Annotated in this window: 38 protein-coding genes; 1 reads left to right on the top strand and 37 read right to left on the bottom strand. The window is 31.3% G+C overall.

Going from position 1 to position 23,411, the window contains the following annotated elements:
• Position 1: 1 nt before the first annotated feature.
• From AB4Y15_RS12390 to AB4Y15_RS12255, 28 genes are all read right to left on the bottom strand, one after another.
• The gene (locus tag AB4Y15_RS12390; RefSeq protein ID WP_427340664.1) at positions 2-331 is read right to left on the bottom strand and encodes a hypothetical protein; all 330 of its coding nucleotides are present in this window, start codon (positions 329-331) and stop codon (positions 2-4) included.
• Between the two features lie 4 nt (positions 332-335).
• Positions 336-1,061, bottom strand: a complete 726-nt coding sequence (locus tag AB4Y15_RS12385; protein ID WP_427340663.1) for a peptidoglycan recognition protein family protein — start codon at positions 1,059-1,061, stop codon at positions 336-338.
• Entirely contained in the window at positions 1,048-1,572 is a 525-nt protein-coding gene (locus tag AB4Y15_RS12380; protein WP_427340662.1) for a phage holin family protein, read from the bottom strand. Before AB4Y15_RS12380 ends, AB4Y15_RS12385 begins: the two co-directional genes overlap by 14 nt.
• Positions 1,573-1,638: 66 nt before the next feature.
• Positions 1,639-1,845 carry a hypothetical protein gene (locus AB4Y15_RS12375; protein ID WP_427340661.1) on the bottom strand — a complete coding sequence of 69 codons (207 nt, stop codon included), beginning with the start codon at positions 1,843-1,845 and terminating at the stop codon, positions 1,639-1,641.
• Positions 1,846-2,262 carry a hypothetical protein gene (locus AB4Y15_RS12370; protein ID WP_427340660.1) on the bottom strand — a complete coding sequence of 139 codons (417 nt, stop codon included), beginning with the start codon at positions 2,260-2,262 and terminating at the stop codon, positions 1,846-1,848. It lies immediately after the preceding gene.
• On the bottom strand, positions 2,262-3,551 hold the full coding sequence (locus tag AB4Y15_RS12365; RefSeq protein ID WP_427340659.1) for a hypothetical protein: 1,290 nt from the start codon (positions 3,549-3,551) through the stop codon (positions 2,262-2,264). Before AB4Y15_RS12365 ends, AB4Y15_RS12370 begins: the two co-directional genes overlap by 1 nt.
• A gap of 1 nt (position 3,552) precedes the next feature.
• Complete coding sequence (locus tag AB4Y15_RS12360) at positions 3,553-4,095, bottom strand: YmfQ family protein (protein WP_427340658.1); 543 nt, start codon at positions 4,093-4,095, stop codon at positions 3,553-3,555.
• Positions 4,088-5,131 (bottom strand): baseplate J/gp47 family protein, encoded by a 1,044-nt coding sequence (locus tag AB4Y15_RS12355; RefSeq protein ID WP_427340657.1) that lies wholly within the window; start codon positions 5,129-5,131, stop codon positions 4,088-4,090. Before AB4Y15_RS12355 ends, AB4Y15_RS12360 begins: the two co-directional genes overlap by 8 nt.
• Positions 5,131-5,565, bottom strand: coding sequence for a DUF2634 domain-containing protein (locus tag AB4Y15_RS12350; protein WP_427340656.1), 435 nt, complete (start codon positions 5,563-5,565; stop codon positions 5,131-5,133). The genes AB4Y15_RS12355 and AB4Y15_RS12350 overlap by 1 nt, the downstream gene beginning before the upstream one ends.
• Positions 5,562-5,852, bottom strand: a complete 291-nt coding sequence (locus AB4Y15_RS12345; RefSeq protein WP_427340655.1) for a DUF2577 family protein — start codon at positions 5,850-5,852, stop codon at positions 5,562-5,564. The genes AB4Y15_RS12350 and AB4Y15_RS12345 overlap by 4 nt, the downstream gene beginning before the upstream one ends.
• Positions 5,853-6,842, bottom strand: a complete 990-nt coding sequence (locus tag AB4Y15_RS12340) for an XkdQ/YqbQ family protein (RefSeq protein ID WP_427340654.1) — start codon at positions 6,840-6,842, stop codon at positions 5,853-5,855.
• Positions 6,843-7,259 carry a hypothetical protein gene (locus tag AB4Y15_RS12335; protein ID WP_427340653.1) on the bottom strand — a complete coding sequence of 139 codons (417 nt, stop codon included), beginning with the start codon at positions 7,257-7,259 and terminating at the stop codon, positions 6,843-6,845. It lies immediately after the preceding gene.
• A 10-nt stretch (positions 7,260-7,269) separates the two neighbouring features.
• The gene (locus AB4Y15_RS12330; protein WP_427340652.1) at positions 7,270-9,249 is read right to left on the bottom strand and encodes a hypothetical protein; all 1,980 of its coding nucleotides are present in this window, start codon (positions 9,247-9,249) and stop codon (positions 7,270-7,272) included.
• Between the two features lie 35 nt (positions 9,250-9,284).
• Positions 9,285-9,422 carry a hypothetical protein gene (locus AB4Y15_RS12325; protein WP_427340651.1) on the bottom strand — a complete coding sequence of 46 codons (138 nt, stop codon included), beginning with the start codon at positions 9,420-9,422 and terminating at the stop codon, positions 9,285-9,287.
• A gap of 17 nt (positions 9,423-9,439) precedes the next feature.
• Entirely contained in the window at positions 9,440-9,832 is a 393-nt protein-coding gene (locus tag AB4Y15_RS12320) for a phage tail assembly chaperone (RefSeq protein WP_427340650.1), read from the bottom strand.
• A gap of 2 nt (positions 9,833-9,834) precedes the next feature.
• Entirely contained in the window at positions 9,835-10,272 is a 438-nt protein-coding gene (locus tag AB4Y15_RS12315; RefSeq protein ID WP_427340649.1) for a phage tail tube protein, read from the bottom strand.
• A 23-nt stretch (positions 10,273-10,295) separates the two neighbouring features.
• Positions 10,296-11,351: a phage tail sheath C-terminal domain-containing protein gene (locus AB4Y15_RS12310; protein ID WP_427340648.1), complete on the bottom strand. Its 1,056-nt coding sequence runs from the start codon at positions 11,349-11,351 to the stop codon at positions 10,296-10,298.
• A 2-nt stretch (positions 11,352-11,353) separates the two neighbouring features.
• Entirely contained in the window at positions 11,354-11,785 is a 432-nt protein-coding gene (locus AB4Y15_RS12305; RefSeq protein WP_427340647.1) for a phage tail terminator family protein, read from the bottom strand.
• 4 nt (positions 11,786-11,789) lie between these two features.
• Positions 11,790-12,218 (bottom strand): HK97 gp10 family phage protein, encoded by a 429-nt coding sequence (locus tag AB4Y15_RS12300; protein ID WP_427340646.1) that lies wholly within the window; start codon positions 12,216-12,218, stop codon positions 11,790-11,792.
• The gene (locus tag AB4Y15_RS12295) at positions 12,218-12,547 is read right to left on the bottom strand and encodes a phage head closure protein (protein WP_427340645.1); all 330 of its coding nucleotides are present in this window, start codon (positions 12,545-12,547) and stop codon (positions 12,218-12,220) included. The genes AB4Y15_RS12300 and AB4Y15_RS12295 overlap by 1 nt, the downstream gene beginning before the upstream one ends.
• Entirely contained in the window at positions 12,547-12,837 is a 291-nt protein-coding gene (locus tag AB4Y15_RS12290) for a head-tail connector protein (protein WP_427340644.1), read from the bottom strand. The genes AB4Y15_RS12295 and AB4Y15_RS12290 overlap by 1 nt, the downstream gene beginning before the upstream one ends.
• Positions 12,838-12,887: 50 nt before the next feature.
• A complete protein-coding gene (locus AB4Y15_RS12285; protein WP_427340643.1) occupies positions 12,888-14,075 on the bottom strand; it encodes a phage major capsid protein in 1,188 nt (395 codons plus the stop codon).
• Between the two features lie 48 nt (positions 14,076-14,123).
• Complete coding sequence (locus tag AB4Y15_RS12280; RefSeq protein WP_427340642.1) at positions 14,124-14,846, bottom strand: head maturation protease, ClpP-related; 723 nt, start codon at positions 14,844-14,846, stop codon at positions 14,124-14,126.
• The gene (locus tag AB4Y15_RS12275) at positions 14,833-16,077 is read right to left on the bottom strand and encodes a phage portal protein (protein WP_427340641.1); all 1,245 of its coding nucleotides are present in this window, start codon (positions 16,075-16,077) and stop codon (positions 14,833-14,835) included. The genes AB4Y15_RS12280 and AB4Y15_RS12275 overlap by 14 nt, the downstream gene beginning before the upstream one ends.
• 183 nt (positions 16,078-16,260) lie before the next feature.
• Positions 16,261-18,000, bottom strand: coding sequence for a terminase large subunit (locus AB4Y15_RS12270; RefSeq protein WP_427340640.1), 1,740 nt, complete (start codon positions 17,998-18,000; stop codon positions 16,261-16,263).
• Positions 17,993-18,490: a phage terminase small subunit P27 family gene (locus AB4Y15_RS12265; protein WP_427340639.1), complete on the bottom strand. Its 498-nt coding sequence runs from the start codon at positions 18,488-18,490 to the stop codon at positions 17,993-17,995. The genes AB4Y15_RS12270 and AB4Y15_RS12265 overlap by 8 nt, the downstream gene beginning before the upstream one ends.
• A 104-nt stretch (positions 18,491-18,594) precedes the next feature.
• Complete coding sequence (locus AB4Y15_RS12260) at positions 18,595-19,044, bottom strand: DUF8602 domain-containing protein (RefSeq protein ID WP_427340638.1); 450 nt, start codon at positions 19,042-19,044, stop codon at positions 18,595-18,597.
• 57 nt (positions 19,045-19,101) lie between these two features.
• Positions 19,102-20,025, bottom strand: coding sequence for a hypothetical protein (locus AB4Y15_RS12255; RefSeq protein ID WP_427340637.1), 924 nt, complete (start codon positions 20,023-20,025; stop codon positions 19,102-19,104).
• Between the two features lie 221 nt (positions 20,026-20,246).
• Here AB4Y15_RS12255 and AB4Y15_RS12250 point away from each other — a divergent pair, with 221 nt between their 5' ends.
• On the top strand, positions 20,247-20,435 hold the full coding sequence (locus AB4Y15_RS12250; protein ID WP_427340636.1) for a hypothetical protein: 189 nt from the start codon (positions 20,247-20,249) through the stop codon (positions 20,433-20,435).
• 35 nt (positions 20,436-20,470) lie between these two features.
• Here AB4Y15_RS12250 and AB4Y15_RS12245 read toward each other — a convergent pair whose 3' ends face one another.
• The 9 genes from AB4Y15_RS12245 to AB4Y15_RS12205 form a co-directional block, all read right to left on the bottom strand.
• Positions 20,471-20,683 (bottom strand): hypothetical protein, encoded by a 213-nt coding sequence (locus AB4Y15_RS12245; RefSeq protein ID WP_427340635.1) that lies wholly within the window; start codon positions 20,681-20,683, stop codon positions 20,471-20,473.
• Between the two features lie 88 nt (positions 20,684-20,771).
• A complete protein-coding gene (locus AB4Y15_RS12240; RefSeq protein WP_427340634.1) occupies positions 20,772-21,251 on the bottom strand; it encodes a DUF722 domain-containing protein in 480 nt (159 codons plus the stop codon).
• On the bottom strand, positions 21,252-21,410 hold the full coding sequence (locus AB4Y15_RS12235) for a hypothetical protein (protein ID WP_427340633.1): 159 nt from the start codon (positions 21,408-21,410) through the stop codon (positions 21,252-21,254).
• A gap of 14 nt (positions 21,411-21,424) precedes the next feature.
• Positions 21,425-21,637: a hypothetical protein gene (locus tag AB4Y15_RS12230; RefSeq protein ID WP_427340632.1), complete on the bottom strand. Its 213-nt coding sequence runs from the start codon at positions 21,635-21,637 to the stop codon at positions 21,425-21,427.
• A complete protein-coding gene (locus AB4Y15_RS12225; protein ID WP_427340631.1) occupies positions 21,597-21,833 on the bottom strand; it encodes a hypothetical protein in 237 nt (78 codons plus the stop codon). The genes AB4Y15_RS12230 and AB4Y15_RS12225 overlap by 41 nt, the downstream gene beginning before the upstream one ends.
• Positions 21,834-21,838: 5 nt before the next feature.
• Complete coding sequence (locus AB4Y15_RS12220; protein ID WP_427340630.1) at positions 21,839-22,165, bottom strand: hypothetical protein; 327 nt, start codon at positions 22,163-22,165, stop codon at positions 21,839-21,841.
• Positions 22,166-22,188: 23 nt separating this feature from the next.
• On the bottom strand, positions 22,189-22,698 hold the full coding sequence (locus AB4Y15_RS12215; RefSeq protein ID WP_427340629.1) for a hypothetical protein: 510 nt from the start codon (positions 22,696-22,698) through the stop codon (positions 22,189-22,191).
• A gap of 108 nt (positions 22,699-22,806) precedes the next feature.
• Positions 22,807-23,226 (bottom strand): dUTP diphosphatase, encoded by a 420-nt coding sequence (gene dut, locus AB4Y15_RS12210; RefSeq protein ID WP_427340628.1) that lies wholly within the window; start codon positions 23,224-23,226, stop codon positions 22,807-22,809.
• Positions 23,201-23,386: a hypothetical protein gene (locus tag AB4Y15_RS12205; RefSeq protein WP_427340627.1), complete on the bottom strand. Its 186-nt coding sequence runs from the start codon at positions 23,384-23,386 to the stop codon at positions 23,201-23,203. Before AB4Y15_RS12205 ends, dut begins: the two co-directional genes overlap by 26 nt.
• Positions 23,387-23,411 lie beyond the last annotated feature (25 nt).

The raw sequence follows: 23,411 nt of genomic DNA, 5'->3' as shown, positions 1-23,411 counted from the left end.
CTTAATTCTTAATCACATAATCTTCTAGCTTATCAACAACTATATTAGTCATGAGCTCTATATCCTTACGTCTAAACCCTTTAATATTTTCCTGTTCCAGTTTTCTCATAGTTATATTAGTAATGGCTAGAACTAATTGTTTTTTATCTTTTGAACTTGCAACTTCCAATATACTTTTAGCAGCATCGATTAAAATTTCTTGTACTTTAGCCTTTTCTTCAGAAGTAATTTTAAAATCTTTTATATAAGGTATAAGTTTTACTACTGCTATTGTAATAAGAACTAAAATACTACCCCCAATTAAAAGTTGTAGAGGTGTAAGTTGTAACATAAAATCACTCCTTATCAATTATTCTACTAATAATAGTCCAGAAAAGCCATTGAGGTACATTTTCAGCTAAAGTTTGTTTCCACTGTTCTGGATTATTAATAATTCCTTTAGCATGTAATTTATCTAAAGATTCTTTACCTAACTTCTCTTGCCAATCTTTTAGCACTTTTTTATCTCCTTTCTTTTGTTCTAATTTCATTTTTACTTCTTCTTTTAATTTTTCATATGCTAGAGAATTTCTGACAAAATATCTATGACAATCTTTCCAACCAACTACTTCTTTGTGTAACCATATATTTTTTAAAGGGTCTAAATTGTACTTTAAGCATAAATCAGCTAATCTCTCAACTAAAGAGTTATAAGTTTCTTTAGTCATATTACCTTCCCAATCTAAATGACAACATTCTATACCATAGGTACAGTTGTTAGGGTAACTTGATAATCTTTCTAAAGCTTCTTTAGTATAAATTTTACTACCAACATGGTATGCTATCTCATTATCTGGAATACATAAGATAATATCTCCGTTTAGGTCTATTATTTCATGTGCTGAACCATAACCTGTTTTCCCATATTTTCTATTCTCAAAATAATCTCTGTTAGATTTTGCAGAACTTTTTGGATTAGCTACCCAATGAATTACTATGCCTTTAATATTTTTTAACGGTTTCTGTGGCCTAGAATGTTTATTCGGCGTAATATAATTTTCTATAATCCTATACTCTAGCATTATAATCATCCTTTTTTATTTCAAAATTATCCTCATTCTCGCTCTCTAAAATCTGTTTTTGTTTCTTCTTTGTCCATATCAATAGCCATTTCAAGTCTGCTCCTGCATCTATAAGATTTTCAATAATACTTTGTGCTTCTCTAAGAAAAATAACTGAATAAACTACTGTTGCTAGAAACACACTTACTTGAGTAAGCATTGTAACTCTGTAGCTTAATCCTGCAAGAATTGCAATAATTAAATAAGAGACCAATTTGATTTTGGTCCCTTCCCAAAGAGTCTTTGAAAATATTTTCTTCTGTTTAATTGCATTTCTAAAACCTTTGCTCTGATATGAAAGTGCTATGTATTTTGTTAAGATATCCAATAATATAGCACCTCCAACTGCCATAGCTGCAGTCATGTATGCCTGCTCAGGAAACATGATATAAACCATAGTCGCTAATACCGTTCCCCAAAATGGTTTGGTCCCACTAATAACTTTTTCAACATATTGATAAAATTGTTCCATATATTATATTCACCTCGCTTTAATAATAAAAAAAAGAAGGGTATAAAAAATACACCCTTCTAGGTGTTAATATCCGTATTTTGCTTTCTCTTGTTTACCCCATGATATACACTCATTAACATATTGTAAATATTCTTTATATTCTACATCGCTAGGGTCTTGTAATCCCCTTCTTTGCATCTCAAACTCTTTATTAACGTCGTATCTTTTTCGTATTTTTTGAATAACCATGTTATTTATTTCTTCTTTTGTTGGTTTTATTTGTATTCTCATTTATACCACCTCTACTTGAATTATTGTAGGTTTAAATCCATCAGCTTTTAACATGATTTCATAATTACCTTGTTTAAAATGTGAAAATTCTATTGTACCATCTTCTATCAAATATTCTTGCTCGTTTATAACTGCTGTTACTATTGTTGGTTTTATAATAGTAATAGTCGCTACCTCGTCTGTTGTTATTTGTGTTTTATCAATCGTATATTCAATTTTGGGTAGTTCCTCTGCCCCTATTAAATTACCTTCTGCATCATAAACGGGTTTTAAAGGTAGCTGTTTTCCTTCTATTTCTTCTTTAGGTAGAAATAACTCCTTGTATAATTGCTTTCTTTCTTCAATTTGCTCTTGTGTTAAATGAAACATACTCTCTATGGCTACGATATAACCACTTTGTATATTAACTCTAAACATTAAGTCCACACCTCCCAATCAACTCGACATCTCAAATTTAAAGCAGTATCCCAATCATTTTGGAAAACTATCACGAGGTTAGTTCCACTTATATATATTTCTTTTATACTAAGAGAAGAGCTGCCTAAAACATATTTACCAAAACTCTTATCTGTAATATAATTAAATCTTTTAAAAGTCCATGCAGCGCCTGCCTTTTTAGAACTATCAGTGCTACGCTCCCAATAACCAACTACATGGGCTTTCGTTTTGTCTGTCCCAACAAAGACCATAATACCGTAAGGCTCTAATGAAATAGGGTTTGAATTTTCAATTACTACTCTTGCTTTATTATAAGTATTACCTAAAGGAATAGTTTTTGTTAATGTTCCGTATGCTGGAACAGAGTCAGTATATTCTGTATAGCCTTGTGCTGTTCTATAACCTACATCAGTTAATGAATGAGTATGCGCTGATGGTGTAAATGTTGATGGCTTATTTAGTATATTATTCCAATTCCTTATATCATCTCTGTGCCAACCGTCCAGTTTATCAGCGTCTAACCCGCTACCTGACCCGTCATTGCCTGCATGCCATACTTTACTACCTTTAACAAGTATATCTTTATTAAAATAAAAATTTGGTCTGTCTGTATAAATATGAGCATAACTTGTATTTTGCGGACCTACATCTACATATCCACTATTTGTTTGCAACCTTACACTATTGTTAGAACCTTCATCTATTTTTGTATTTGCATCAGTTATTTGAATTTGGCCTACTTCTGTAATTATATGCCCATTCATATCTAAATTGGAATTTGCACTTTTTCTCATAAATATACTTTCATGTAAACCATCAAGCTTATCAGCATCTAAACCGCTGCCATGACCATCTACTGTTTTTAACTTATTCAATACATCAGTTGCAGTATAGCTGCTTTTATCTAATTTTTTTTGCTGTAAATCAGCTATTTGCGTATCTGTATAGTTTTTTGCATTCTGTTCTGCCGCATTCCAAGCATTTTTTTCTTCATCAGTAACAAATCTATGCGTACTGTCTTCTACTATCATAGTAGCTGGATGTGTAGGAGGATGAACGTATTTATTGGCATATGGCTCTATTGTTGCGAGTTTTTCTTTTTCTTCATTAGTATAGTCGTTCGTGCTTAATCCTTTGCCTTCTTCTTTGTCTACTTTGTTAGCAACAGCAGAATCGATTTTGTCCATATTTCTATTTATCACTTGGATATCTGCTGTTTCATTATCATCAGGTTTTTCTAATTTTAAATTAGGAGTATAACTTGGCAATTTATATCACCTTCCTTGTTTTCAATTCTTTCCAAGTACCAGTTTTTATGCTTCCCCATGTAGTATTCTTTACTTCACCCCAAGTTGTATATGTGAATTCGTACTGTACTGCCAGATGTGCTGGTTTGATTTCTTCTATTGCTGATTTTAGGTCATCTAAATTTGGTGGTATGCCTCTCGTACCTACAAACTTAATTGTAAAACTATAATTAGGATTATCTTCAATTACTTCTACTTCTCCATTCGAATAACTTTCTGACACATTTTTAATCAGATTTACAGTTATAGTCCCTTGCCCTCTTAGCTTTGATTTTATAACCGACCTTCTATACTCATCAGGTTTACTACTGTTAACAGGAATTCCTAATTCCTTTTCCCATCTATCTAATGATGTATCAGCTAAGTCTACAAAAAATTGGTTTAAGGTATTAGTTAGATTAGTTATAAATAGCTGCAACTCTGTATCTTCTGCATTAGTAATATTAGTCATAACTTGACTTGTCCTGTAGTATCCAGGTAGATACTTCATAAACTGATTAGGCATTTGTTACACCACCTAAAACTGCAACTTCATTATCAGCTATAGTTATATTTGATGTGCCACCATTTACAGTTAAATTAGAATAATCTACAACACCATCACTGTCTAATATAATACTTCCGATTTTAGCATAACTTACATAGTCCTCTACAAATGCTATTTCTTTAAGATATTCAGTTATGTTATTTTCTATATTATTTATTACTTCTGATTCTGTATAGTTATCTGTATCTATAGTTAAAGTAACACTAATATTTATTGGTAATTCTATAGCCGATTCAACTGTCACAGTAGCACCGATAGGTCTTACATCTTCTATATAGTTATATACATCAGTTACTAGCTGGCTATCAGCTCCAGTTTTATTACTATCAATTATTACTACTTTTACTGTTCCTGGGCCATTCCATAAAGGAAATACCTTTGCATCTCCTACGCCTGGTACCTCTTTAGCCCAATTTCTGTAGTGATATTTATTTCCTGAAGTTGCAGGAGTTCTTACTTTGTCATAATATCGTTGTCTTAATTCTTCGTCAGTCTCTCCATCATATCCGTTAGTTACTGCATTAGGATTTGTCACGCCAGTTAAACCTGCAATTGTTACAGGAAAATATTTTATTGCTCCTGCTGGTACATTTCCTATACTTCCTTCTTCTTCACACTCAACTAAAACATCTACTTGTCCTGTAGCATCTATTGTTTTAGTTTCTTTTACAACAAAATTAACAGTATCGCTAGCTACTAATGTTCCTTCGTTTACTATTGTTCCTTCACTTCCTGTTATTGTAACAATAGTAGTAGCTTTTGTGGCAGGCTTTCTTGTCAAGCCTTGTTCTGCTACTTTCTTATCTAGCCATTCTCCTGTAGCAGTTTCTACAAAGCCTTTATCTAGTATAGATTTTTGTTCTTTATAAGCATTTTCCAACTCTATAGCTACAGACTTTAAAACATCATAAAAAAAAGACCCTTCGGTCTTGTCGTATTCGTCAGATATGTTTTGTAGCATTCTATCAAGTATGGTATCTCTGTCATCTACCACTATATATTCACCTCCTGTTCGAAGGTATTGCCATCTACTAAATTAACTTTAAAGCTTATTTTAAACTTTGAGCCATCTTGTTCCGTAGCCAAATTAGAAATGTCTTGTACCGCTGGATGCTTAATTATAGCTTCTCTTATTTCTCGTTTTAATTCACTTTCTACAAACTGTCTTGGTAAAGTTTGTCCTATTAAATCTTCAATTGTAACTCCATATTCAACATCTTTATATATCTCGAATCTAAATTTTTCGGTTCTCAGAACTTTTTCAATCCAAACTTTTAATGCCTCTATATCATCTGTTTTGACTAATCTTCCATCTTTGAGTATAAAATCTCCTTTTTTAAAGTCAAATAAAAAAGACTTACCTAGTTTGGTAGCTTTAGAAGTATTCTCTGTATTTATTTCAATACTACTTATCTCAGGTAACATCATGGAGCCACCGCCTTATCAACTAAAAAATAAATCTGTTCATCTGTTGAAGGTATTAATATTACTTTATCTCCTTCTGCTAAATAATATGTTCCTGTTTCATCTGTCCACCCAAAATGTTCATATATATGAGATGCAATTATTAAACGTTGCTTATCTAATAATATTTTATCTCCTAATTTAACTTTTATTTCTGGTAATGGACTTATTACTTGTCCTACTCTCGGACCCATATAAGGTTTATTTTCTCTTTCTTTAAACATTTTAGCTAATTCGCTTATACCATCCACTTATACCACTCCCAAATCTAATGACATTTTATGAATACCATTAACATTATGGGTACATGATTTAATTCTGTATTGACCATTCATACCAGTTATAGGTTCTACAATGTTGAGTATTCTTCCTGCTCTTACGTCATCATTACCTATACATTCAATACTATTATCTTCAAATATTTTATTAAGCTCTTTTAAAAGTGTTTGAGCTATGTTTTTAGCCTGTGCTATATCTTTTTCATCAATAGTTTGTACTTCTTGTAATATTCCATATTGTTTTATTGAAGTTTCATCTTTAGCTTCGCCGACTAATGTTGCTGAATCTTTATTATTTACTACTATCATTATGCTGTTTTTCATTTCTTCTATAGACCTTCTTCTTGTAGGATTACTTATTGCACTTGTAATGTTGTTTTCTTTTAAATTAGAAGCTAATTTAAAAGTTGCATTTATAACTAAATCAGTTTGTTTTTCTATATATAATTTTCCTTCTCTCATTTCTAGTCTATACTTTTGACCAGTTTCATTTGTTGCTTGCTGCAATATATCCTTTATAATATCGCTTATAACTTTGTCATAATATATGTGATTGATTATAGTTGGAATGTTCGTTATATTGCCTATAGGTATATTAAAATCATTTAAAAGTTGCTTTATAGCTTTAGACGCTTGTATTCTATTAAATTGATATATCCCTTTAGATTTATTCAAATAAAAAGCATAATCAAAAGCTGTATAATGCCTTGAAAATTCTCCATTAATTTCTTCAGTAACTATTATACCTCTAAATATTTCTTTTCCATTATTTCTAAGTATTAATAAACTTCCTATACCTAATCCTTCAGGCAATGGTAAATATATTCTCCCCTTACTGTTCACCATATCAAAGTCAAGCTGTACACCAAGAGTATCCTCGTTACTAGACCAACTTAAATTACTAATCATACTTGTTATATTTTTTGATGTACCATCAGCATTATATAATATCAACTCATGCATCTAAGTCACCTCAATAAACCTAAATTCTCTTAAACTCAATGAATAGATAACATCTCCGACTCTATCATAACCATAATTAAATGAATCTATAGTTACTGGTAAATTAATAACCTCTTTACCTTCTTTATTTGTTATTACAACACGAATAGGGACCTTTCTATCTATCCATTTTAAAATTGTCTCAACAAACTCATCACCAGTCATATCTTTAGATTTAGTATAAGGATACTCTTTGTTAGGAAAAAAAGTTTCTATAGTAAGGGCCTTAAGTCCTTTGTTGCCGATTAAATTCAAATCTCCTTGGGATATAGTATTAAAAGTTTCGTTATTGTTGCTAAATTCTACTTGAAATTCTTCTGGAACTATTGGAAGTTGTATGACTTGCTCTCTGTTATTTATGCTTAAAAATATATCCACTATATCCCTCCTAACTATTTGCTAATGCTAATTTTATTTTTTTCACTATGATATTTGCCATATCTTGTGCGTATTCTTCATTCCCGATGACATTTCCTTGTATAATCACTTTAACTTCGATTTTAGAATTATTAGAATTAATCATTTTTTCGCTTTTATCAGCTGGAATGACCTGTGACCCATTAGGTAGATTAACTATTTCTCCTCCACGTTCATTAATTCTAGCTAATCCACCTTTAAAATAGCTTGTACCAAGTGCAAATTCAGGTATTTTAGGTATATTTATTCCCCATTCTTTTCCACCCCATATTGGTACCCAATCAGGAACCTTTACTTTAATAGAGTTTACTCCACATATTACTGTATTAATACCATCTATAAAAAAGTTAATAAATGCTTTAAAACCCGTTTTAACCCCTTCCCATATACCTGAAAAAAAGTCGCCTATAGGGCTAAAAGCTTTCTTGATACCTTCCCAAAGTTCAATAGCTTTAGCTTTTATTGTGTCCCAATTCTTATAAAGATAAACTCCAGCTGTAATAACAGCACCAATGATAAGTGACCATTTTGCAAGAGGGCTCATGTTCATTACAGTATTTAATGCTCCTTGTGCTAAAGTCCAAGCACTAGTAGCTAAAGTAGCTCCTTTAGTTACTGCAGTAGTTGCTAATATTGCTAATTTATATGTCCCTATAGCTCCTGCGATTCCTAAAATGATAGGTTCAAATGTAGTCCAATTATCATTTATAAAATTGTATAGCTCGGTTGCTTTATCAATAACTCCTGCTATGCCATCAATTACTAAAGGTAAGCCATTATCTTTTATCCAATTCAAAGAAGGCTTTACGCTCTCAAAAGCATCATAAAGCCAATCTTTAATAGTTTTAGCTTTATCTCCTAAATCTGCTAATACACATTTTACACCTTCGATAGTAGGCTTGTTTTCTTCAATTTTTGCTTTTATATTTTGAAATGCATCTACAAACCATTTTTTTATTAATAAAACCTTATCTCCTAAGGATTTGATACCATTCTTAATATTATCTATTACAGGTTTATTATCTTTAATAACCTTTTTAACTTTCATCCATACACTAACAGCAACTTTTTTAAACCCTTTTACTCCTAAAATTGTTTTGTCAATAAGGTTTAAAGTAAACGCCTGTATTCCAGGTATTTTTTTAGCAAACCAACCAGCAAATTGGGCTTGCAATGGAAGTATTTTCTTTCCTATCTCTTCTTTGTAGTCTCCCCAGGCGTTAGTCATATTTTGAATTTTACCTTCATCTGTTTGAGCAAGTGATTTATTCATTTCACCTACATTGTCGGTTATAACCTTAGCAAGCATTGCTGCTCTTTCAGATTCAGTTCCATATTTTAATACCTTTTCTTGAGCTTTTGTGAATGTTATACCTACTCTAGTAAGAGCTCCAACTTGGCCTTGTAACACTTTACCTATCATATTACCTATATTTATTGCATCTTGTTGAGTAGCATTAACTCCTTTTTGCTGTGCTAGTAGGTTATTCATAGCTGGTATAAGCTTCTTAACTGATTCAGTATTGCTTACAAAAGTACTTATTTGTTGTGCTCCTGCAATTTGTATTTCATCACCAATAATTCCTTGTTGTTGTTGTGCTGCTGTAAGCTCTAATATTGACTTTATTTGCTTATCTGTAGCTTTAGTTCTTTGTTTTAAAACTGTTTCTAACTTTTTTTCAACTGAAATTTGTGCCTTTGCAGCTTCTACACTCTCACTTATGCCATTAGATAATGCTCTAAATCCTATATAACCTGCTGCTAATCCAGCAGCACTTTTAGCTACACTTTTAAAGCTGTATGCAACATCTCTTTTAAATTTTTTAACTTGATTACTACTGTATTTAAGCCTCCTACTAAAGCTATTAACCCCTTTTGAAGCTTTTTTCATGTTAGAAGAAAAGTTTTTATCTTTAAGTGTTAATACAGCCTTTATACTTTTAGAAGCCACTTTATCACCTACCTAAAAAAAGAAAAGGCAAATTGTTACTTTGACCACTTTGCCTTTTCTTCTTCAAAATATTGTTCCATACTGGCTATCATGAAAAGTTTTTCAGTAGCTTTTAAATTGAGTAAATACTCTAATTTGAAACCTTTTTGTAAATAGTGATGAAGAAAGTACATTTCTCCATCACTTTTTATTAGTTTTTTATATCCTTAACCGCCTTTATTTCACTACCATATCCAGCTAACTGCATGCCATAACCACTTATTTGTGCAATTTCTCCAGGTTCAAATATTTTTTCAACTATATCTGTTGGCTCTACACATCCATAAGCCTTGTGTAAATTAGTATCTTTTAAATTTGGCTCAACAACTATATTGTAAACCATGTGTATATCAGCTTTTTCTTGTTGGTTTTCATCTTGTGCCATGCTAATACACTCTAAACACAAAGCTCTAGTAGGTTTTTTTATAGTTATAGTGAATTGCTCTCCATTCCTTTCTAACAATATCTCCTCTTTTACGTCTTTTTTAACCTCATACTTTTCTTTTTGTTGTATTAAATCGCTTAAAGTTAATTTTTTCGCCATATTTATCTCCTTTCTATTAAATCTACTAAATCATAATCAGCAAATGCAAATGGTAATTCTTCTGTTCCTAAAGTTTTTTGTTCAAATTTCATAAGAATAAATTCATTAAATGTAACTTCAGTTAATACCACTCTTTCACTTCCGTATGCATCTGGGTCAGCTAGTTTACCAACAATAGTGAAGGTAGGCACTTTCCCTTCTTTTAATTTTTCTCCTAATAGACTAGCTCCTGTTGAATATACTTTTTTAAGTGTCAATGTACCTTCTCCAGCCCATCCAGTCATTTTTTTATGTGTTGCCAAATCCTCTGCCATATTTACATCTTCGTAATTTATTGAAACCTTTGCTTCAAAACTATCTACATCAGCAAGTTTTTCTCCTTCTAGCCATACAGAACCAAAAGTTCCATTTATAATTTTATTGCTTTTTATTTTAGCCATTTATATACCTCCTAACTATCTAACTATATAAAAATGCTAAACTCTAAATCTTCCATAGCGTCTACTATTTTTATGTTTGCTTTAACATATACATTACTTCTAAAAGTTTTTTCTTTTACTTGCTGGTCATTCAATCTACTTGTATCAACTCCCATACTTTCCCAAACAAGCCTTTGAGCTCTAATGTCTACATCAGCTTTATTTCGGAAATTAGGATCTAATATTTCTTGATTAGCTAATTCTTTGAAATATGCATTCACAGATGTAAAGAATAAAACTTGGTTATCATAAATGTTAGGAACTTTTCCAACATAATAATTGTTAAAAGTGTCTCTTATATCATCTTTTATCATGTCCATTACTTCAACAATCTTTATTTTTTTAAAATCTTCTGTCTTTTCAGTAGTAGTTGATACGAGTGAATTGACTCCTCTACCTATTTTAATTTTCTCTCCATCATTAATTAAAATAAGTTGTCCATTATCTATATCTGCATCTGGGTCAGTACTTTCAGTAATGCTTTCAACTTCATCTAATACATAATAAGTTGCTGATCTAGTGAAAGGTAATCCTGCTAATATCCCAGCTATTCTACAACAATATTCAGCAGTTGTATATGTTTTATCAACTGTTTTTATATCAGCAGTAGTGAAGTTAATTATACCTTCATGGTCTGCTGCATGATTAGGAAGTACTGCTTTAAATGTTTTCTTATTATTATCTCTTTGAGTTTTTATCCAAGTAGCAATAGCTGTTGTATCATCAGCAGCTATACCTGGAATAGCAAGATAGTTCCACTTTTTATTTTTAAGTCTATCTAGTGCTGCATTATAATCTGTAGCTGAAGTATCTATTCTCTCACATATAACTTTGCTAGGTCTTCCCATGAAAGTCTTTTTTATATAGTCAATATTATCTGTTGTCCAATCATCTGCATTTATTTCTTCTATACTTTTATATTCTTTAGTATCAAAGTTCCCATTATCTTTGAGAATAAGTGCTACAATTCCTCTTGCACTTCTTTCTACTGCCGATACTGCTTTACCACTAAATTCAATGTTTATTCGTGGTAGTCCCATAGTTATACCTCCTTAATATAAAGATTTTCCATCAACTCCGCTAACTCTGCATCAGAAACTTCTCTTCCTTCTTCGTACCGAATGTCAAAATAAAACTGTAATACGCCATCAGTTACAATACTTTCAACTTCATCAATATTAAAATATCTATCTTGTACCTTTAATTTTGTATCAAATACTTCTTCTAACTTTTCCTGTACTTCTAGTATCTCAACATTATATTGATATCTACTAGAAGGGAAATAGTATATCCTAACAGTCAATTCTCTATTTATCTGGTCCTCTCCAGCAGGAGACTTTTTAATATTGTCAAGCTCAACAAAAAAAGAAGGTCTTTTAAAACCTTCCCTAATATCTCTACTAGTTACTTCTGCTGTGAAATTAGAAGAAATAAGACTATTTATAGCTATTTTTAAGTCCTTTAAGGTTATCACTATATCACAACCCTTTATCTAGCATTTCATCAAGCCAATCTTCTAACATTTCAAAGAATTGATTTTCAAACTCTTTTATTCCATTTTCTAGAACATGTTTACCTTTTACAAACCCTACTTCTTTACCATCTTTAGTTACTTGTCTATGGCCATATTCTATAAGATGTGCATGTGGAGCATTATTTCTTATCTGAACTTCATATGAGCCATCTCTTTTTCTGTATGCTCTGCCACGTTTCCAACTTTTATGATAATTACCTGATTTCTTTTTTACTATTCTTCTTGACTTTCTCGCTATATAGGCTCTCCCTTTGCTACCCACTTTTCTAAGAAAACGATAAGTTTCTCTAGGAAACTCTTTTTGAGCCTTCTGGAGTAGCTTCTTTTGAAAATTATCTAACTCTTTAACTTCAAACCCATCTTCTATGGCCATTATTCAATCACTTCCTCAACAAATATTTCAAGTATCTCATTTTTAAAATATGGATTTAGAATGTATTTTATATCAAACCTTTTACCTCTAAACATAATATACATATCTTGAGTAATGTCTTTCCCTGCTATATACCTTACTCTTATTTTATGAGTAGTATTACTTAGAATTGTGTCAGCTTGTTGTTTTTGTAAACTTCCTGTTTGAGGAATAATTTCAGCCCAAATAGTTTTTAGTTTTTCATATCTATAATCCTTCTCCTTAAGTTCATTGGTATATTCAACTTTGCCATAAATATCTATTCTATTTCTTAATCTCCCTGGATTCATCAAACACCACTACTTTCTTCATAACAATACTGTAATTGAGTAAGTATTGAGTTGAGTGAAAATGCTATTTTATCTGTTTTTCTTTCACTTATTGCTTCTCTATTTTCGTACCAATGTGTAACAAGTATTTTAATTGCAAGTTTATATAACTCATTCGTATCGTCATAATCTAGTGATGTCGCATTTTTTATATATTCTTTTGCAGCAACAATTAAACTATTTAAAAATATATCTTCTTCAGTATAATCTTGCTCTAATCTTAAAAATTCCTTAACTTCTGATATGTCCACTTCATCACCACCTATTTAGTGAAAATGAGGGGAATCTATCCCCTCTACATCTATCCAACTATATCTGTTACATCAACTTCACCATATACAGCTGCAGCAGTATCAATAAGTTTAACATCTTCACGTTCAATTACTCTAATCTCTGTTCTGTCTTTTCTAAATGCAGTACCACCAATATTAGTAGAAGCTATTTGATGTCCTTGACGTTCAAACATAGTAATAAGGTCAGTAAAGTTTGCTACTATCATTGGAGCTTTCTTTGTTGTTGTACCTTTTGTAGCAAGTACAGTATTAGGAACTACAATTACAGTTTTCCCTGCAAACATCTTCTTAGAAGGTTTAGTTATGTCAGTTTGTAACAATGGCTTGCCGTTTGTATCTTCAAGTGTATCTAAGTATTGAAAACCATCTTGATTTGTCAAGATTACCGCGCCTGCTGAAAGCATTGGATCTAATGTAACATTAATAGCTTTCTTAATAGCCTTATAATCTGCAAATGAAGTCTTAGTTAAAGTTCCAAGTAAGTTAAGAATTAGTGTATTTCTTGTAACAACTGACTTTCTTGCAATCCACTTTGATAAGTAATCTAAAATATTCTGATCGCTGTCTTTTAGTAAGTCATTAGGAATAGGCATCCACCCAGCGTACTTTTTAATTGTATAACTTACCTTTTCAAATTGTGGACTACCCATATCGTCTATATCTGCAGTGTCGTCTGTAATGTTAGCAAATGGAGTCATTGTAGCAATTTTTTCAAATACTCTACTTCCTGAAAGAGTTGTAACTGGAATTACATTTATTAATCTTGTTAAATCAGGTAATGCTCTTTTGTATTGATTGATTGCAGTTTGAACATCCTGAGGTACTAGTAAACCACCGTCTGCATCTATTGACTCTGTTAATGCGTTTTTGGTTTCAATTATATTCCATTCTTCTGCAGTTAATTTTTTACCTCTAAATGCTTTCAAAAATGCATTTCTGTACTCTCTTTCTATTTCCTGCTCTTCCTTTTGTTGAGAATTTATAGGATTGCCAGTCCCATCGAACGCCATTCCATCACGCAATGCATTAGCAGCTTCTAATTCTTTTTGTGCTTCAATTTTTGCTTTTAATGCACGTATTTCTTCTGTTTTTGCTTTAATCTCTTCTTCACTTATTTCATCTTGTGCAATTAAAGTTCTTGCCTCTGCTTCAAGTTGTGCAAGTTGGTCTAATAATGCTCTTAATTCTTTACTCATTATATAATCATCCTTTCTTTTCTTTATTTATTGCATAAAAAAACTGGCTTAGAGTTCAAGTTCTAATGCCAGCTTTGCTTTTAACTTATTTATTTTTTCTTTATCATCATTCTTTTTAGCTTTTTCCTTTGTTTTTATAAGAGATTCAAATATTTCTTTTGGTGTATTTTTGTATTTGCTAAGCATATTAGTATTTATACTAGCTGCAATTTCTTTCTCTTCTTCTAATTCATCAGCAAACCCATATTCTTTGCATTCCTCTGCAGTTAACCAAGTTTCATTATCCATTAATTCTTTTATTTTATCTTCATCTAAAATAGTTTTTCTCTTATATGCTTCTACAATACTTTCTCTAATTTGATCTAAATCATCAGCTAACTTCCTAAAATCTTCTGCATTTCCTATTGCTATAGTCCATGGATTATGAATCATCATCATAGCGTTCTTTGGCATTATTACTTTATCACCAGCCATAGCAACTACAGATGCAATAGAAGCTGCTAGTCCATCTATATATACATTTACATGTGCCTTATGCCTTTTTAGCATAGAGTGTATAGCTTGACCTGCAAATACATCACCACCTGGACTATTTATATAGACATTTAATGTATCTATGTCTCCTAAGTTATCAAGTTCTTTTTTAAAATCTTTAGGTGTAACTTCATCACCCCACCAAGTTTCATTAGCAATTTCGCCATATAACATTAATTCTCCAGTTTTATTGTTGATTTTTTTGAAGTTCCAAAATTTCTTTTTAATCTTCTTCACCTCCTTTCTTGTATTGCAGGCCTGCCATTTCTATTGGCATCATATTACCATTTACAAGTAATTTATCTCCGTTTGGATCTGGAGGTAATTCTTCTTTTTCTCTAACCTCGTTTGGTGTTAAGAATCCTGATTGTATGCCAGTTCTATATGCTTCGTATCTTGTTTTAATATCACTTCTAAGAATACTATCAACATTAAACTTAACATAATAGCCTTCTTGAATTTCTCTGTCTAAAAATAACTTGTATGTCAGTTCTTGTTCATACATTGTAAGAATCGATTGTAAGGTATCAATGTAAAATTCTCTTTGCTGCTCCGCAATATTCGTGTGTGTTGCTCTCTCTAGATCATTTAACTGATGCATTTTTATCCCAAATGCAGCAGCAATTTGCCTAATCGTTAATTGAGTGTTTTCTAAAAACTGTGCATCTGTCATTTTTAAACTGATTGGTTGAAATTGATATCCTATAGGTAATAAACTTATTCTATTTGCATTTTTAAGTCCATTTGACATCTGTTCAAACTTTTCTCTAAATGTTTGCTCAGCTTTTGGGTTTAAATCGCCTACATATTGAACAATTCCTTTAGTTTGCATACCATTTTTAAAAGAATTATTAAGAAATTGTTCTGCAGATTTTGCATTTTCTATGCTATTTTTAAGATATTCTATTGGACTAATACCAATAATTCCATTAGTTGTAAGTGCCTTAAAGTGTAAAATTTCATCACTCTGTATTTTGTGTTCATTACCTAAATTATCTGTATAAACATACCAGATGTTATTTTTGCTACTTATAAGACCAACATCATCTACGTAAATCTTTATTTTTGTACTATCTAAAGGATATAGCCCTAATATTTTCCCTGCATTTCTGCCTTTTTTACTTACATCAATCCACACATAAGCATTCCCATAAATGTTTCTCTGAGATTCTATAGTTTTCCAAAAATCTGATGCGCTCATGTATGGGTTAGGTCTTAACTTAAGCATTGGATAAAGGTAATGGTCTGTTGCTTTTCTTATTCCATTGCTTTCTTGATATATTTTTAAAGGTAGTTTCGAAATAGTATCAGTTAATATACGAATACAAGTATATGCAGTTATTTCTTTTAGTGCGTTTTTACCTGTTACATCCACTTCATCGCTTGTTATTCCTAACCATTCTAAAAGTGTTGGGTCGTCTAATGTTACAGTTGATGTTTCATTTTTTATTGAACGTCTAAAAAGCAATCATTTCACCTCCTTTGCTTTGGAGGATTTTTAGTAAAATAAACTCCTAACCCAAAAAGTATTACTCCCAAAACATAGGTTCCTATAATTTTTGACATAAAAAATGTGGCCCCTATTATACAAGTTAACCCACTAAAGATAAATACATCTTCTATATAGTTGCATATGAACTTTTTAATATAATCACCCCCACAGCTTATCCAGAAAATCAGAATCAGCATATTTTGAAATATCTATATTATAACTATCTTCGTTTACCATAGCTCTTACATGTGCGTTTATTATTGCTGCAATTGGGTCAATTCTTTCTGTAGATTTAGATTTATCTAGCATAATGTTTTCGTTGTGATCTTGTTTTGTTACAGCATTACCTATTGCCCAAGTTAAAACTGGATTGCAGTTATGTATTACATTCCCAGCATAGACCTGCTCTCTAAAGTCTTTTGTAGGACCACTTAAAGTTTTTATACCCTGTCTAATTTCAACTACGGTATAACCTTCTGCCTCCATTTCTTGCATAAACTGTGTTGCATTCCATGGATCACAGCATATCTCTTTAACTTTACACTTGTATTTTTGTTCAAAGTTTTGAATGTATTGTTTGATATAGTTATAGTCAACTACTGCGCCATCAGTTAAAGTTATCCATCCTTGTTTTACCCAAAGATCATATGGTACTTTATCGGTCTTTAGCTTTGCATAAAATGTTTCTTCTGGCATAAATGAATGACTTAATATAATGTACTTCCCATCTATTTTAAATTCAAAACCAGTAGAGCATAAATCTATTTTCGCTGACAAGTCTATTCCTACTGTACACTCTTTCCCTGCTAAAATAGAATAATCAAAATCTTTTACGCCACATTTACCCCATTTATCCATCTTCATGTATCCATTGTCTTTAGCATCTACCCAAATATTCATATTTTTAGTTAGAAAGTTTCTCATTTTTTCCGGAACATCAAGTGCTGCTTTGAGTTCTCCTCTAAGATAATTTATACCTTCTTCATAACTGCATAGTATTGGATTAGCTTTTTCCCAGTTTTTCTCGTCTTTTATATCATCATCTTTGTCTAATTCATTAATCATTACAAAATATTCTTCATTTTCTATAGAACTGTTTGGGTCTAATATATCTGTAACATACTTATATTCAACTCTATAACATGGATTATTAAGATTAAATCCAGCTGTAGTAATAATCATTAAAAGTGGTTGAGGTCTAGCCCCCATACCTGATACTATAATGTCATATATTTCGCTTGTTTCATGTGCATGGTATTCATCTATAATCCCACATTGAGGATTTAAACCATCACCAGTTTTTTTGTCTTCTTTAGATAATGCTTTCATTATTGAACCTGTTTTTAGATGTATTATTTGCCCATATGCTATTTTATATTTCCCTTTAAGTTCTTCCGCTGAATTTAACATTGCTTCTGCTTCATTCCATACTATTCTAGCCTGGTCTTTTTTAGTAGCAGCACAATATACTTCAGATGCACTTTCTCCAAATGCCATAGTTTCGTATGTTCCTACACAAGCTAAACTTTGTGATTTTGCATTTTTTCTTCCAACTTGCCAATATGCTTTTCTGAATCTTCTGTATCCAGTATCTTTATGAATCCATCCATATATATTGCCGAATACAAATTTTTGTATGATATGAGGCTCTATTCTTTTACCTTTTAATACTCCTTTTCTATGTTTAAATAACTTCATCCAATTTAAAAATCTTATAGCCTTTTTTTCATCAAACAAATAAGGAAATTCTTCTGTTCCCTGTCTTTCCAAGTCATTTAAAAACCTCATACAAGCCCATTTATGTTTTTGACATGCTACCACCTTGCCACTTATAACATCTTTACTATATTTAATTAACTCATTTAACAAAGGATAATCTAATGGATATGGTTTATACATCTCCAAACATCCTATCAAAAGGGGTTACTTCCTTTTTTTCCTCTCGTGGCAAGGCCAACTTTGCTCTTGCAGATGGAGTTAGCCCAAACTCTGCCGCAATACTTTTCATTTGCTCAAAAAGTTGTTTCTTCTTTGTTAAAAGTGGATGTGGAACTTTATTAGTTTCGGCTGCTTTGTTTGTGTACTCTACCATAAGCCCTTCTTCTTCGATAATCTTCGTGCACCTCTGGTATTCAGTATAAGCATCACAATAAGCAGCCAGCATATCTATATCTACATTTGTTATCAATCCGATTTCTTGAAGCTCTTTAACAATCCTATTAAATTCTTTCTTCGCCTCCTTGCTAAGCCATTTAGGAGCTTTTACTTTATCTGCCTTAGGTTTAAGTTTTGCTTCTGCTTCTTTTCTTGCTTCTATCTGTGATTTAGTTAATCTATTAGGATTGCCTTGTAAAATATGAAGTTCTATTGGCTTTGCTTTCCTTCCCATTTTATCACCTCACTTTACCCCTTTTTAGTCAAAAAACGAATTTTGTATGAAGAAGACTGCCCGCGCGGTCTTTTGATAATCGCTTTAAAATTTTCAAACCCGCCCTACCCGTATAAATCATTCCATTTTTTCAATAACTCTTTTAACATTTTCTGTGTGCCTTTCTTATCTTTTTTATACAGTGCGTGTATCTTATTGTGATTGCTTTCACTTATTGGAAATAAATTATCTATATCTAATCTTTTATTCCAATTATCTTTTATTTCCTCTATGTGATGTACTGTAGTTGCATATATTATTTTTTTATCAATAAAAAAAGCATAAAGGTCTAATCCTTTATACTTATTTAGTACTGTCTCTCTTATTCTTTGCCATTCGGAACTGTTATAAAATGCAGCTGCTCTTTTATCTCTAATATTCTCATCATAATATTTGTTCATTTCTTTTCTACTTTGCTCTGCTAATATTCTATGTTCTTCACAATATCCAGTTTTATCTCTAGTCAGCTTGCTGCATCCTATTTTCTTGCATGGTCTTAATGGTTTAAGTGGCATAGTATCACCTCTATGCATGAAAAAAGAGCCATAAGGGCTCTTAACTATCATACTCTACTATAGATCAGTACTTTCGCTAGAATTTTCAGATATTAACTTAATTTCATCTGGCAATAACTTTTGTTGTTCCATACTCGGAAATATATCTTTAATTTCTTGAGGTGCATCAAGGGTTGCATATATTTCAAGACCTTTAGACATCAATTTTCCTAAGATTTCTAATGATTTCTCTGCACTATTTCTTTCTTCTGGTTCAAGAGGCCTTTCTAATTTTTCTTCTAATTCTTTAACTTCTTTAGAAGCAGTTGCTTGTATCATATCTTTATACAAATCAGTGATTTTATCAGCAAGATTATTTCTAATTTGAACTCCTCTTATTAATTCTTTTTGTTGTTCACATGTCAAATACATTGATTTTATCTTAATAGCTGACTGCACAAAATAGCCTAAAGCTGTTAATATTGAAATAACATTAGTACTTATAATTACAAATTCTAACCATGTAGACCCTATATCTGTTTTAACTAAATTAATATTACTATCTTCTGTTTTAATAAAAGGGCATATTTGAAGTGCTCTGTTAAGATTATTTACATTAGAAGAAAACTCCTTAAAATCATTGGTTTCTGGTAATTTAACTTCAAAACTACCTTCATTTTGCCCATATCCTATACTTTCACATAATTCAATAATAGTATCAATTTGTCTTTTTATTTTTTGTTTCCAACTGTTAAATTCACCAGCTTGTGAAGGTGTTAATTTTAAATTTTCAACATTTTCTCCAAAAATAGGAGATATTTCAAAAAGTTTTTGTCCTACATCTTTAAATAATTCAATATTTTTTAATCTCGCTATTATAAATAGCACTTCTTTCCAATCTTCTATTATATAATTGCCAGAATTAAGTTTTTTTGCTGTTTTGTTACTAATTATAGGTTCAACTTCTTTTAATATTCTATAAATATTTTTCAACCTCATCACCTTCTACCTCCTTCCTGTCGCTAATTTCGACAAAAAGGATTTAAATTCCTTCAACTTTTCATCGCAAGTTTCGACATTTGGCAGGATTTTATATTTTTAAAGTGAATATTTTTTATAAGGGATAGAGATGGGACTTTTCTTTGCCAACATAATATTTCTGAAAAGGGGTGGTAAAAATGTTAAGATTAATAAATAATACTAGCTAAAAAGGAGGATTTTTTATGATATTATTTTTAACTATTATAATCAATATACTTACTAATCTTGTTGGCAAAGAAATTTCAAATTTCTTGGACTTACTTACAAACTTCATACTATCTAATCCAGAAATTAATAAAGCAATTTTAAAACTAGGCATTGAATTAGTAATTTTAGCTCCTATAATTCTAAAGCTTTACAATGCTATATAATATCTAATAATAGTTGCGCTAACGAATGTCCCTCTCTATCCCCATTTCGTTTGCCTTATTGCTCCACGTATTCTTTTATATGCTCTATGTTTCATCAAGTTTTGCACAGAGTCTCCAAGTTCAATATCGCTCTTCTTTTTCTTGTATGTTTTTTCTTCCTTCTGCTTCTTTTTCTCTGGATTAAACCCATACTTTTTTACTATCAAATTATATGTATCTTTTTTCCTCAAGTACTCGTATATTTGCATAATCTCACCTTCTTTGCAAAATAAAAAGACAGCCGATTTCTCGACTGCCCTTTTCGCTATTAACCATTTCCTCTACACTAATAGTATATTATATAGTTTTGCTTATATCGTGCTTTAAAAGTGCTGTATAACCATATATACCTATAGCCAATTTTTCTATAGCTCTTTTCCTTAATTCTTTGCACCATCTTTCATTGTAATTTACTTCATAAGCTATTTTAAACCATTGCATGCCTTCTATGTATCGCATAACAACTATTTTTCTTTCAGTTTCATTTAATCCTTCTAGTGCTCTATCTATTCTATCAATTTTGTTTTGTGTAATCTCTATTCTCTTTCTCAACAAATATTCTTGTGTGATGTTTCTAAGACTTTGCTCCTCTGTTGGTTGAGTAATCTTATGAGTTTCTGATGTTTTTTCTCCTTCATAATTTATGCCTGTTATTCCTGATTCTTTTTTTAATTCTTCTATCTCTGCTTTCATATTTTCTATGCTAACTTTTAACATTTTATAGTTATATAGTAATTTTTCCGTTGCTCTATAATATTTTTCTTTAACCTCGCTCATCTAATGCCCCCTCAATTCTAAATGTGCTAATTCCCATTTATCTATCCTGCTAGTATGCATGTTTCCACACATTATACAAACTTCTGTATGATGTATTTTGCCATTTATCTCAACTATATCAACACTTATCATCTCTCCTTTGCACTTACTACACCTCATGATGTAATTACCTCCTAATTAGTTTCATTTAAGTTCTTATTCACTCTATCAATTAGTCTGCTTATTCTTTTTTCACCGAATCCAAACTCATCATGTAATGCTTTTTTTATTTCTTCTATCGCTGCATTCACACCTCTTTTGAATATTTCTACTTGTAGCTGGTATAGCTGATTATGGTCCATTTTCTTAATTTTCCTTGCTAACTGTCTTTTCTGTTGTCTCGTCATGCTCTATCCCCCTATATTCGCTTAATATTCTCTTTATCTTGCCATCCTTTATGTCAACATCATATCCTTCAGCATATTGAATCATTTTGCTTATACTTGCCATGCCATTTGCAAAAGCTACAGGCTCATTATTTATCAAAAGTAATAATTTATTTGGACAGTTATATCCTTTTATTCTTTTTACTTTTATTTTCATGACCATCACCCTATATTTGAATTTTTGTATTCCTCTCTTTCCCAAGTTAGCATTGACCTCATTATGTCAATTTCTACTCTTAAATCCTTAATTTTTTCTCTACAAGCATCATATAAGCTCTCTGATATATCTCTTTGCATTTTTAACTCTGCTACTATTTTGTCACCTCTAGCTAAATCGTTTATAAGGCTTACACTCATTCCTTCTGTTTTTAGCTCCAGCATCTTCTTAGCAAGTGCTATTCTATATGCTTGTTCAGCTTCTGCTTTTTTAACTGCTAATTCTTTAAGTTCTTTATTTTTCTCTTGTAATGCTTGTCCAGATTTAATCATTTGTTTCATTATTTGTTGAGGTGTCAATATTCATCACCTTCTTTTACTAGCTCTAGCCATTCATTAAATGTCATTGCTACAATCCAATCTTTTCTATCTGCCCTCATAAATACATAATTGCAATTATCTTGCTCTAAAAATCTATATAGTTCCTTAAATCCATCTTTTCTTCTTTTACTCTCAATTTTTTTCTCTTTTTGATGTATAATACAATTAATATCTCCTGCTAATTTGCCCTTGAGGGCCCCTGAAAGTGGGACCCTTTCAGCAGGGATATTGTACTTTTTCAACAGTTTCACTATTTCATTTTCTCCAGCGTAGCCTTTACGTTTTGCCCTTTTACCACGTTTTGAGGCTTCGCTGGACCTTTTTTCTTTTTTCTCTTGTTTCCTTCTCTCTTTTCTTTCTATTTGAGCAGGACTTAATATACTTTTATCTCTCGGTCTATATTCACTATAATTTTCACAAAACCAACATTTCCCCATACCTGCAATGTAACATAAACAATTTTCTTTTACTTCGCATTTTTCCAATTTTTAAACCTCCTTATTGGTTTAACATATAGCCTGTCCATTATATAGAATTTAAGAAAATACCAAAATCCTAAGTTAGTACATATTTCGCCATGCCCTAAGCATTTTTCACAGCCTCCCTGTACTACCAAACCCATTTTTACCTCTTTCGGTTTCTTCAAATTCATCTATTATCTCTATCTCTGTATCATTACTGATTTTAGTTAATACTAATTGTGCAATTCTCTCATATTGTTCTATCGTTTGTATTTTGCCTGTTAAATTTGTTACCGTTAGTTTTATTTCTCCTGTATACCCATGGTCAACTGTTCCATAGTGTATTAGCAATCCTCTTTTGCTGATTGAGCTTCTTGGTCTTATATCTCCTGAATAGCCTTTAGGTATTTCTACACATACTCCTGTTGGTATTACTTTTGTTTCTCCTGCCACAAGTGTTATTTTTTCTCTACTTTTTTTCAAGTCCCAGCCTGCATCACTTATGTATTTTTTATATGGTATACAGTTATTGTCTAATGGTTTTATTCTCATATTTCTCCCCTTTCGCTAATTTTAGTAAATTGTTTAATCTCATTTCGGCTGCTTTCATATCAAAGATAGCTATATCAATTTCATCTTCTGTTGTTGCATTATTAAATCTGTTTTCAGCACACTTTAATTCCAATTGAGCTTGTCTAATTTCTTCTTGCAACATTAATACCACCTCGTTTTAAAGT

This window comes from Caloranaerobacter longqiensis, from assembly GCF_050286925.1.
In the GTDB taxonomy this organism is placed as follows: domain Bacteria; phylum Bacillota; class Clostridia; order Tissierellales; family Thermohalobacteraceae; genus Caloranaerobacter.
The sequence above is the reverse complement of the archived record's forward strand: the minus strand, read 5'-3'. Positions and strand labels throughout refer to the sequence as shown.

Coding starts and splice junctions, on each gene's coding strand:
- AB4Y15_RS12300 (WP_427340646.1), bottom strand. CDS start 12,218: ATGGCCATAGAAGATGGGTTTGAAGTTAAAGAGTTAGATAATTTTCAA.
- AB4Y15_RS12325 (WP_427340651.1), bottom strand. CDS start 9,422: ATGTACTTTCTTCATCACTATTTACAAAAAGGTTTCAAATTAGAGTAT.
- AB4Y15_RS12245 (WP_427340635.1), bottom strand. CDS start 20,683: ATGCAAATATACGAGTACTTGAGGAAAAAAGATACATATAATTTGATA.
- AB4Y15_RS12250 (WP_427340636.1), top strand. CDS start 20,247: ATGATATTATTTTTAACTATTATAATCAATATACTTACTAATCTTGTT.
- AB4Y15_RS12310 (WP_427340648.1), bottom strand. CDS start 11,351: ATGGGACTACCACGAATAAACATTGAATTTAGTGGTAAAGCAGTATCG.
- AB4Y15_RS12360 (WP_427340658.1), bottom strand. CDS start 4,095: ATGCCTAATCAGTTTATGAAGTATCTACCTGGATACTACAGGACAAGT.
- AB4Y15_RS12235 (WP_427340633.1), bottom strand. CDS start 21,410: ATGAGGTGTAGTAAGTGCAAAGGAGAGATGATAAGTGTTGATATAGTT.
- AB4Y15_RS12315 (WP_427340649.1), bottom strand. CDS start 10,272: ATGGCTAAAATAAAAAGCAATAAAATTATAAATGGAACTTTTGGTTCT.
- AB4Y15_RS12230 (WP_427340632.1), bottom strand. CDS start 21,637: ATGACGAGACAACAGAAAAGACAGTTAGCAAGGAAAATTAAGAAAATG.
- AB4Y15_RS12375 (WP_427340661.1), bottom strand. CDS start 1,845: ATGAGAATACAAATAAAACCAACAAAAGAAGAAATAAATAACATGGTT.
- AB4Y15_RS12240 (WP_427340634.1), bottom strand. CDS start 21,251: ATGAGCGAGGTTAAAGAAAAATATTATAGAGCAACGGAAAAATTACTA.
- AB4Y15_RS12370 (WP_427340660.1), bottom strand. CDS start 2,262: ATGTTTAGAGTTAATATACAAAGTGGTTATATCGTAGCCATAGAGAGT.
- AB4Y15_RS12340 (WP_427340654.1), bottom strand. CDS start 6,842: ATGCATGAGTTGATATTATATAATGCTGATGGTACATCAAAAAATATA.
- AB4Y15_RS12260 (WP_427340638.1), bottom strand. CDS start 19,044: ATGCCACTTAAACCATTAAGACCATGCAAGAAAATAGGATGCAGCAAG.
- AB4Y15_RS12295 (WP_427340645.1), bottom strand. CDS start 12,547: ATGAATCCAGGGAGATTAAGAAATAGAATAGATATTTATGGCAAAGTT.
- AB4Y15_RS12385 (WP_427340663.1), bottom strand. CDS start 1,061: ATGCTAGAGTATAGGATTATAGAAAATTATATTACGCCGAATAAACAT.
- AB4Y15_RS12220 (WP_427340630.1), bottom strand. CDS start 22,165: ATGATTAAATCTGGACAAGCATTACAAGAGAAAAATAAAGAACTTAAA.
- AB4Y15_RS12350 (WP_427340656.1), bottom strand. CDS start 5,565: ATGATGTTACCTGAGATAAGTAGTATTGAAATAAATACAGAGAATACT.
- AB4Y15_RS12225 (WP_427340631.1), bottom strand. CDS start 21,833: ATGAAAATAAAAGTAAAAAGAATAAAAGGATATAACTGTCCAAATAAA.
- AB4Y15_RS12285 (WP_427340643.1), bottom strand. CDS start 14,075: ATGAGTAAAGAATTAAGAGCATTATTAGACCAACTTGCACAACTTGAA.
- AB4Y15_RS12390 (WP_427340664.1), bottom strand. CDS start 331: ATGTTACAACTTACACCTCTACAACTTTTAATTGGGGGTAGTATTTTA.
- AB4Y15_RS12380 (WP_427340662.1), bottom strand. CDS start 1,572: ATGGAACAATTTTATCAATATGTTGAAAAAGTTATTAGTGGGACCAAA.
- AB4Y15_RS12270 (WP_427340640.1), bottom strand. CDS start 18,000: ATGTATAAACCATATCCATTAGATTATCCTTTGTTAAATGAGTTAATT.
- AB4Y15_RS12320 (WP_427340650.1), bottom strand. CDS start 9,832: ATGGCGAAAAAATTAACTTTAAGCGATTTAATACAACAAAAAGAAAAG.
- AB4Y15_RS12265 (WP_427340639.1), bottom strand. CDS start 18,490: ATGGGAAGGAAAGCAAAGCCAATAGAACTTCATATTTTACAAGGCAAT.
- dut (WP_427340628.1), bottom strand. CDS start 23,226: ATGAGAATAAAACCATTAGACAATAACTGTATACCATATAAAAAATAC.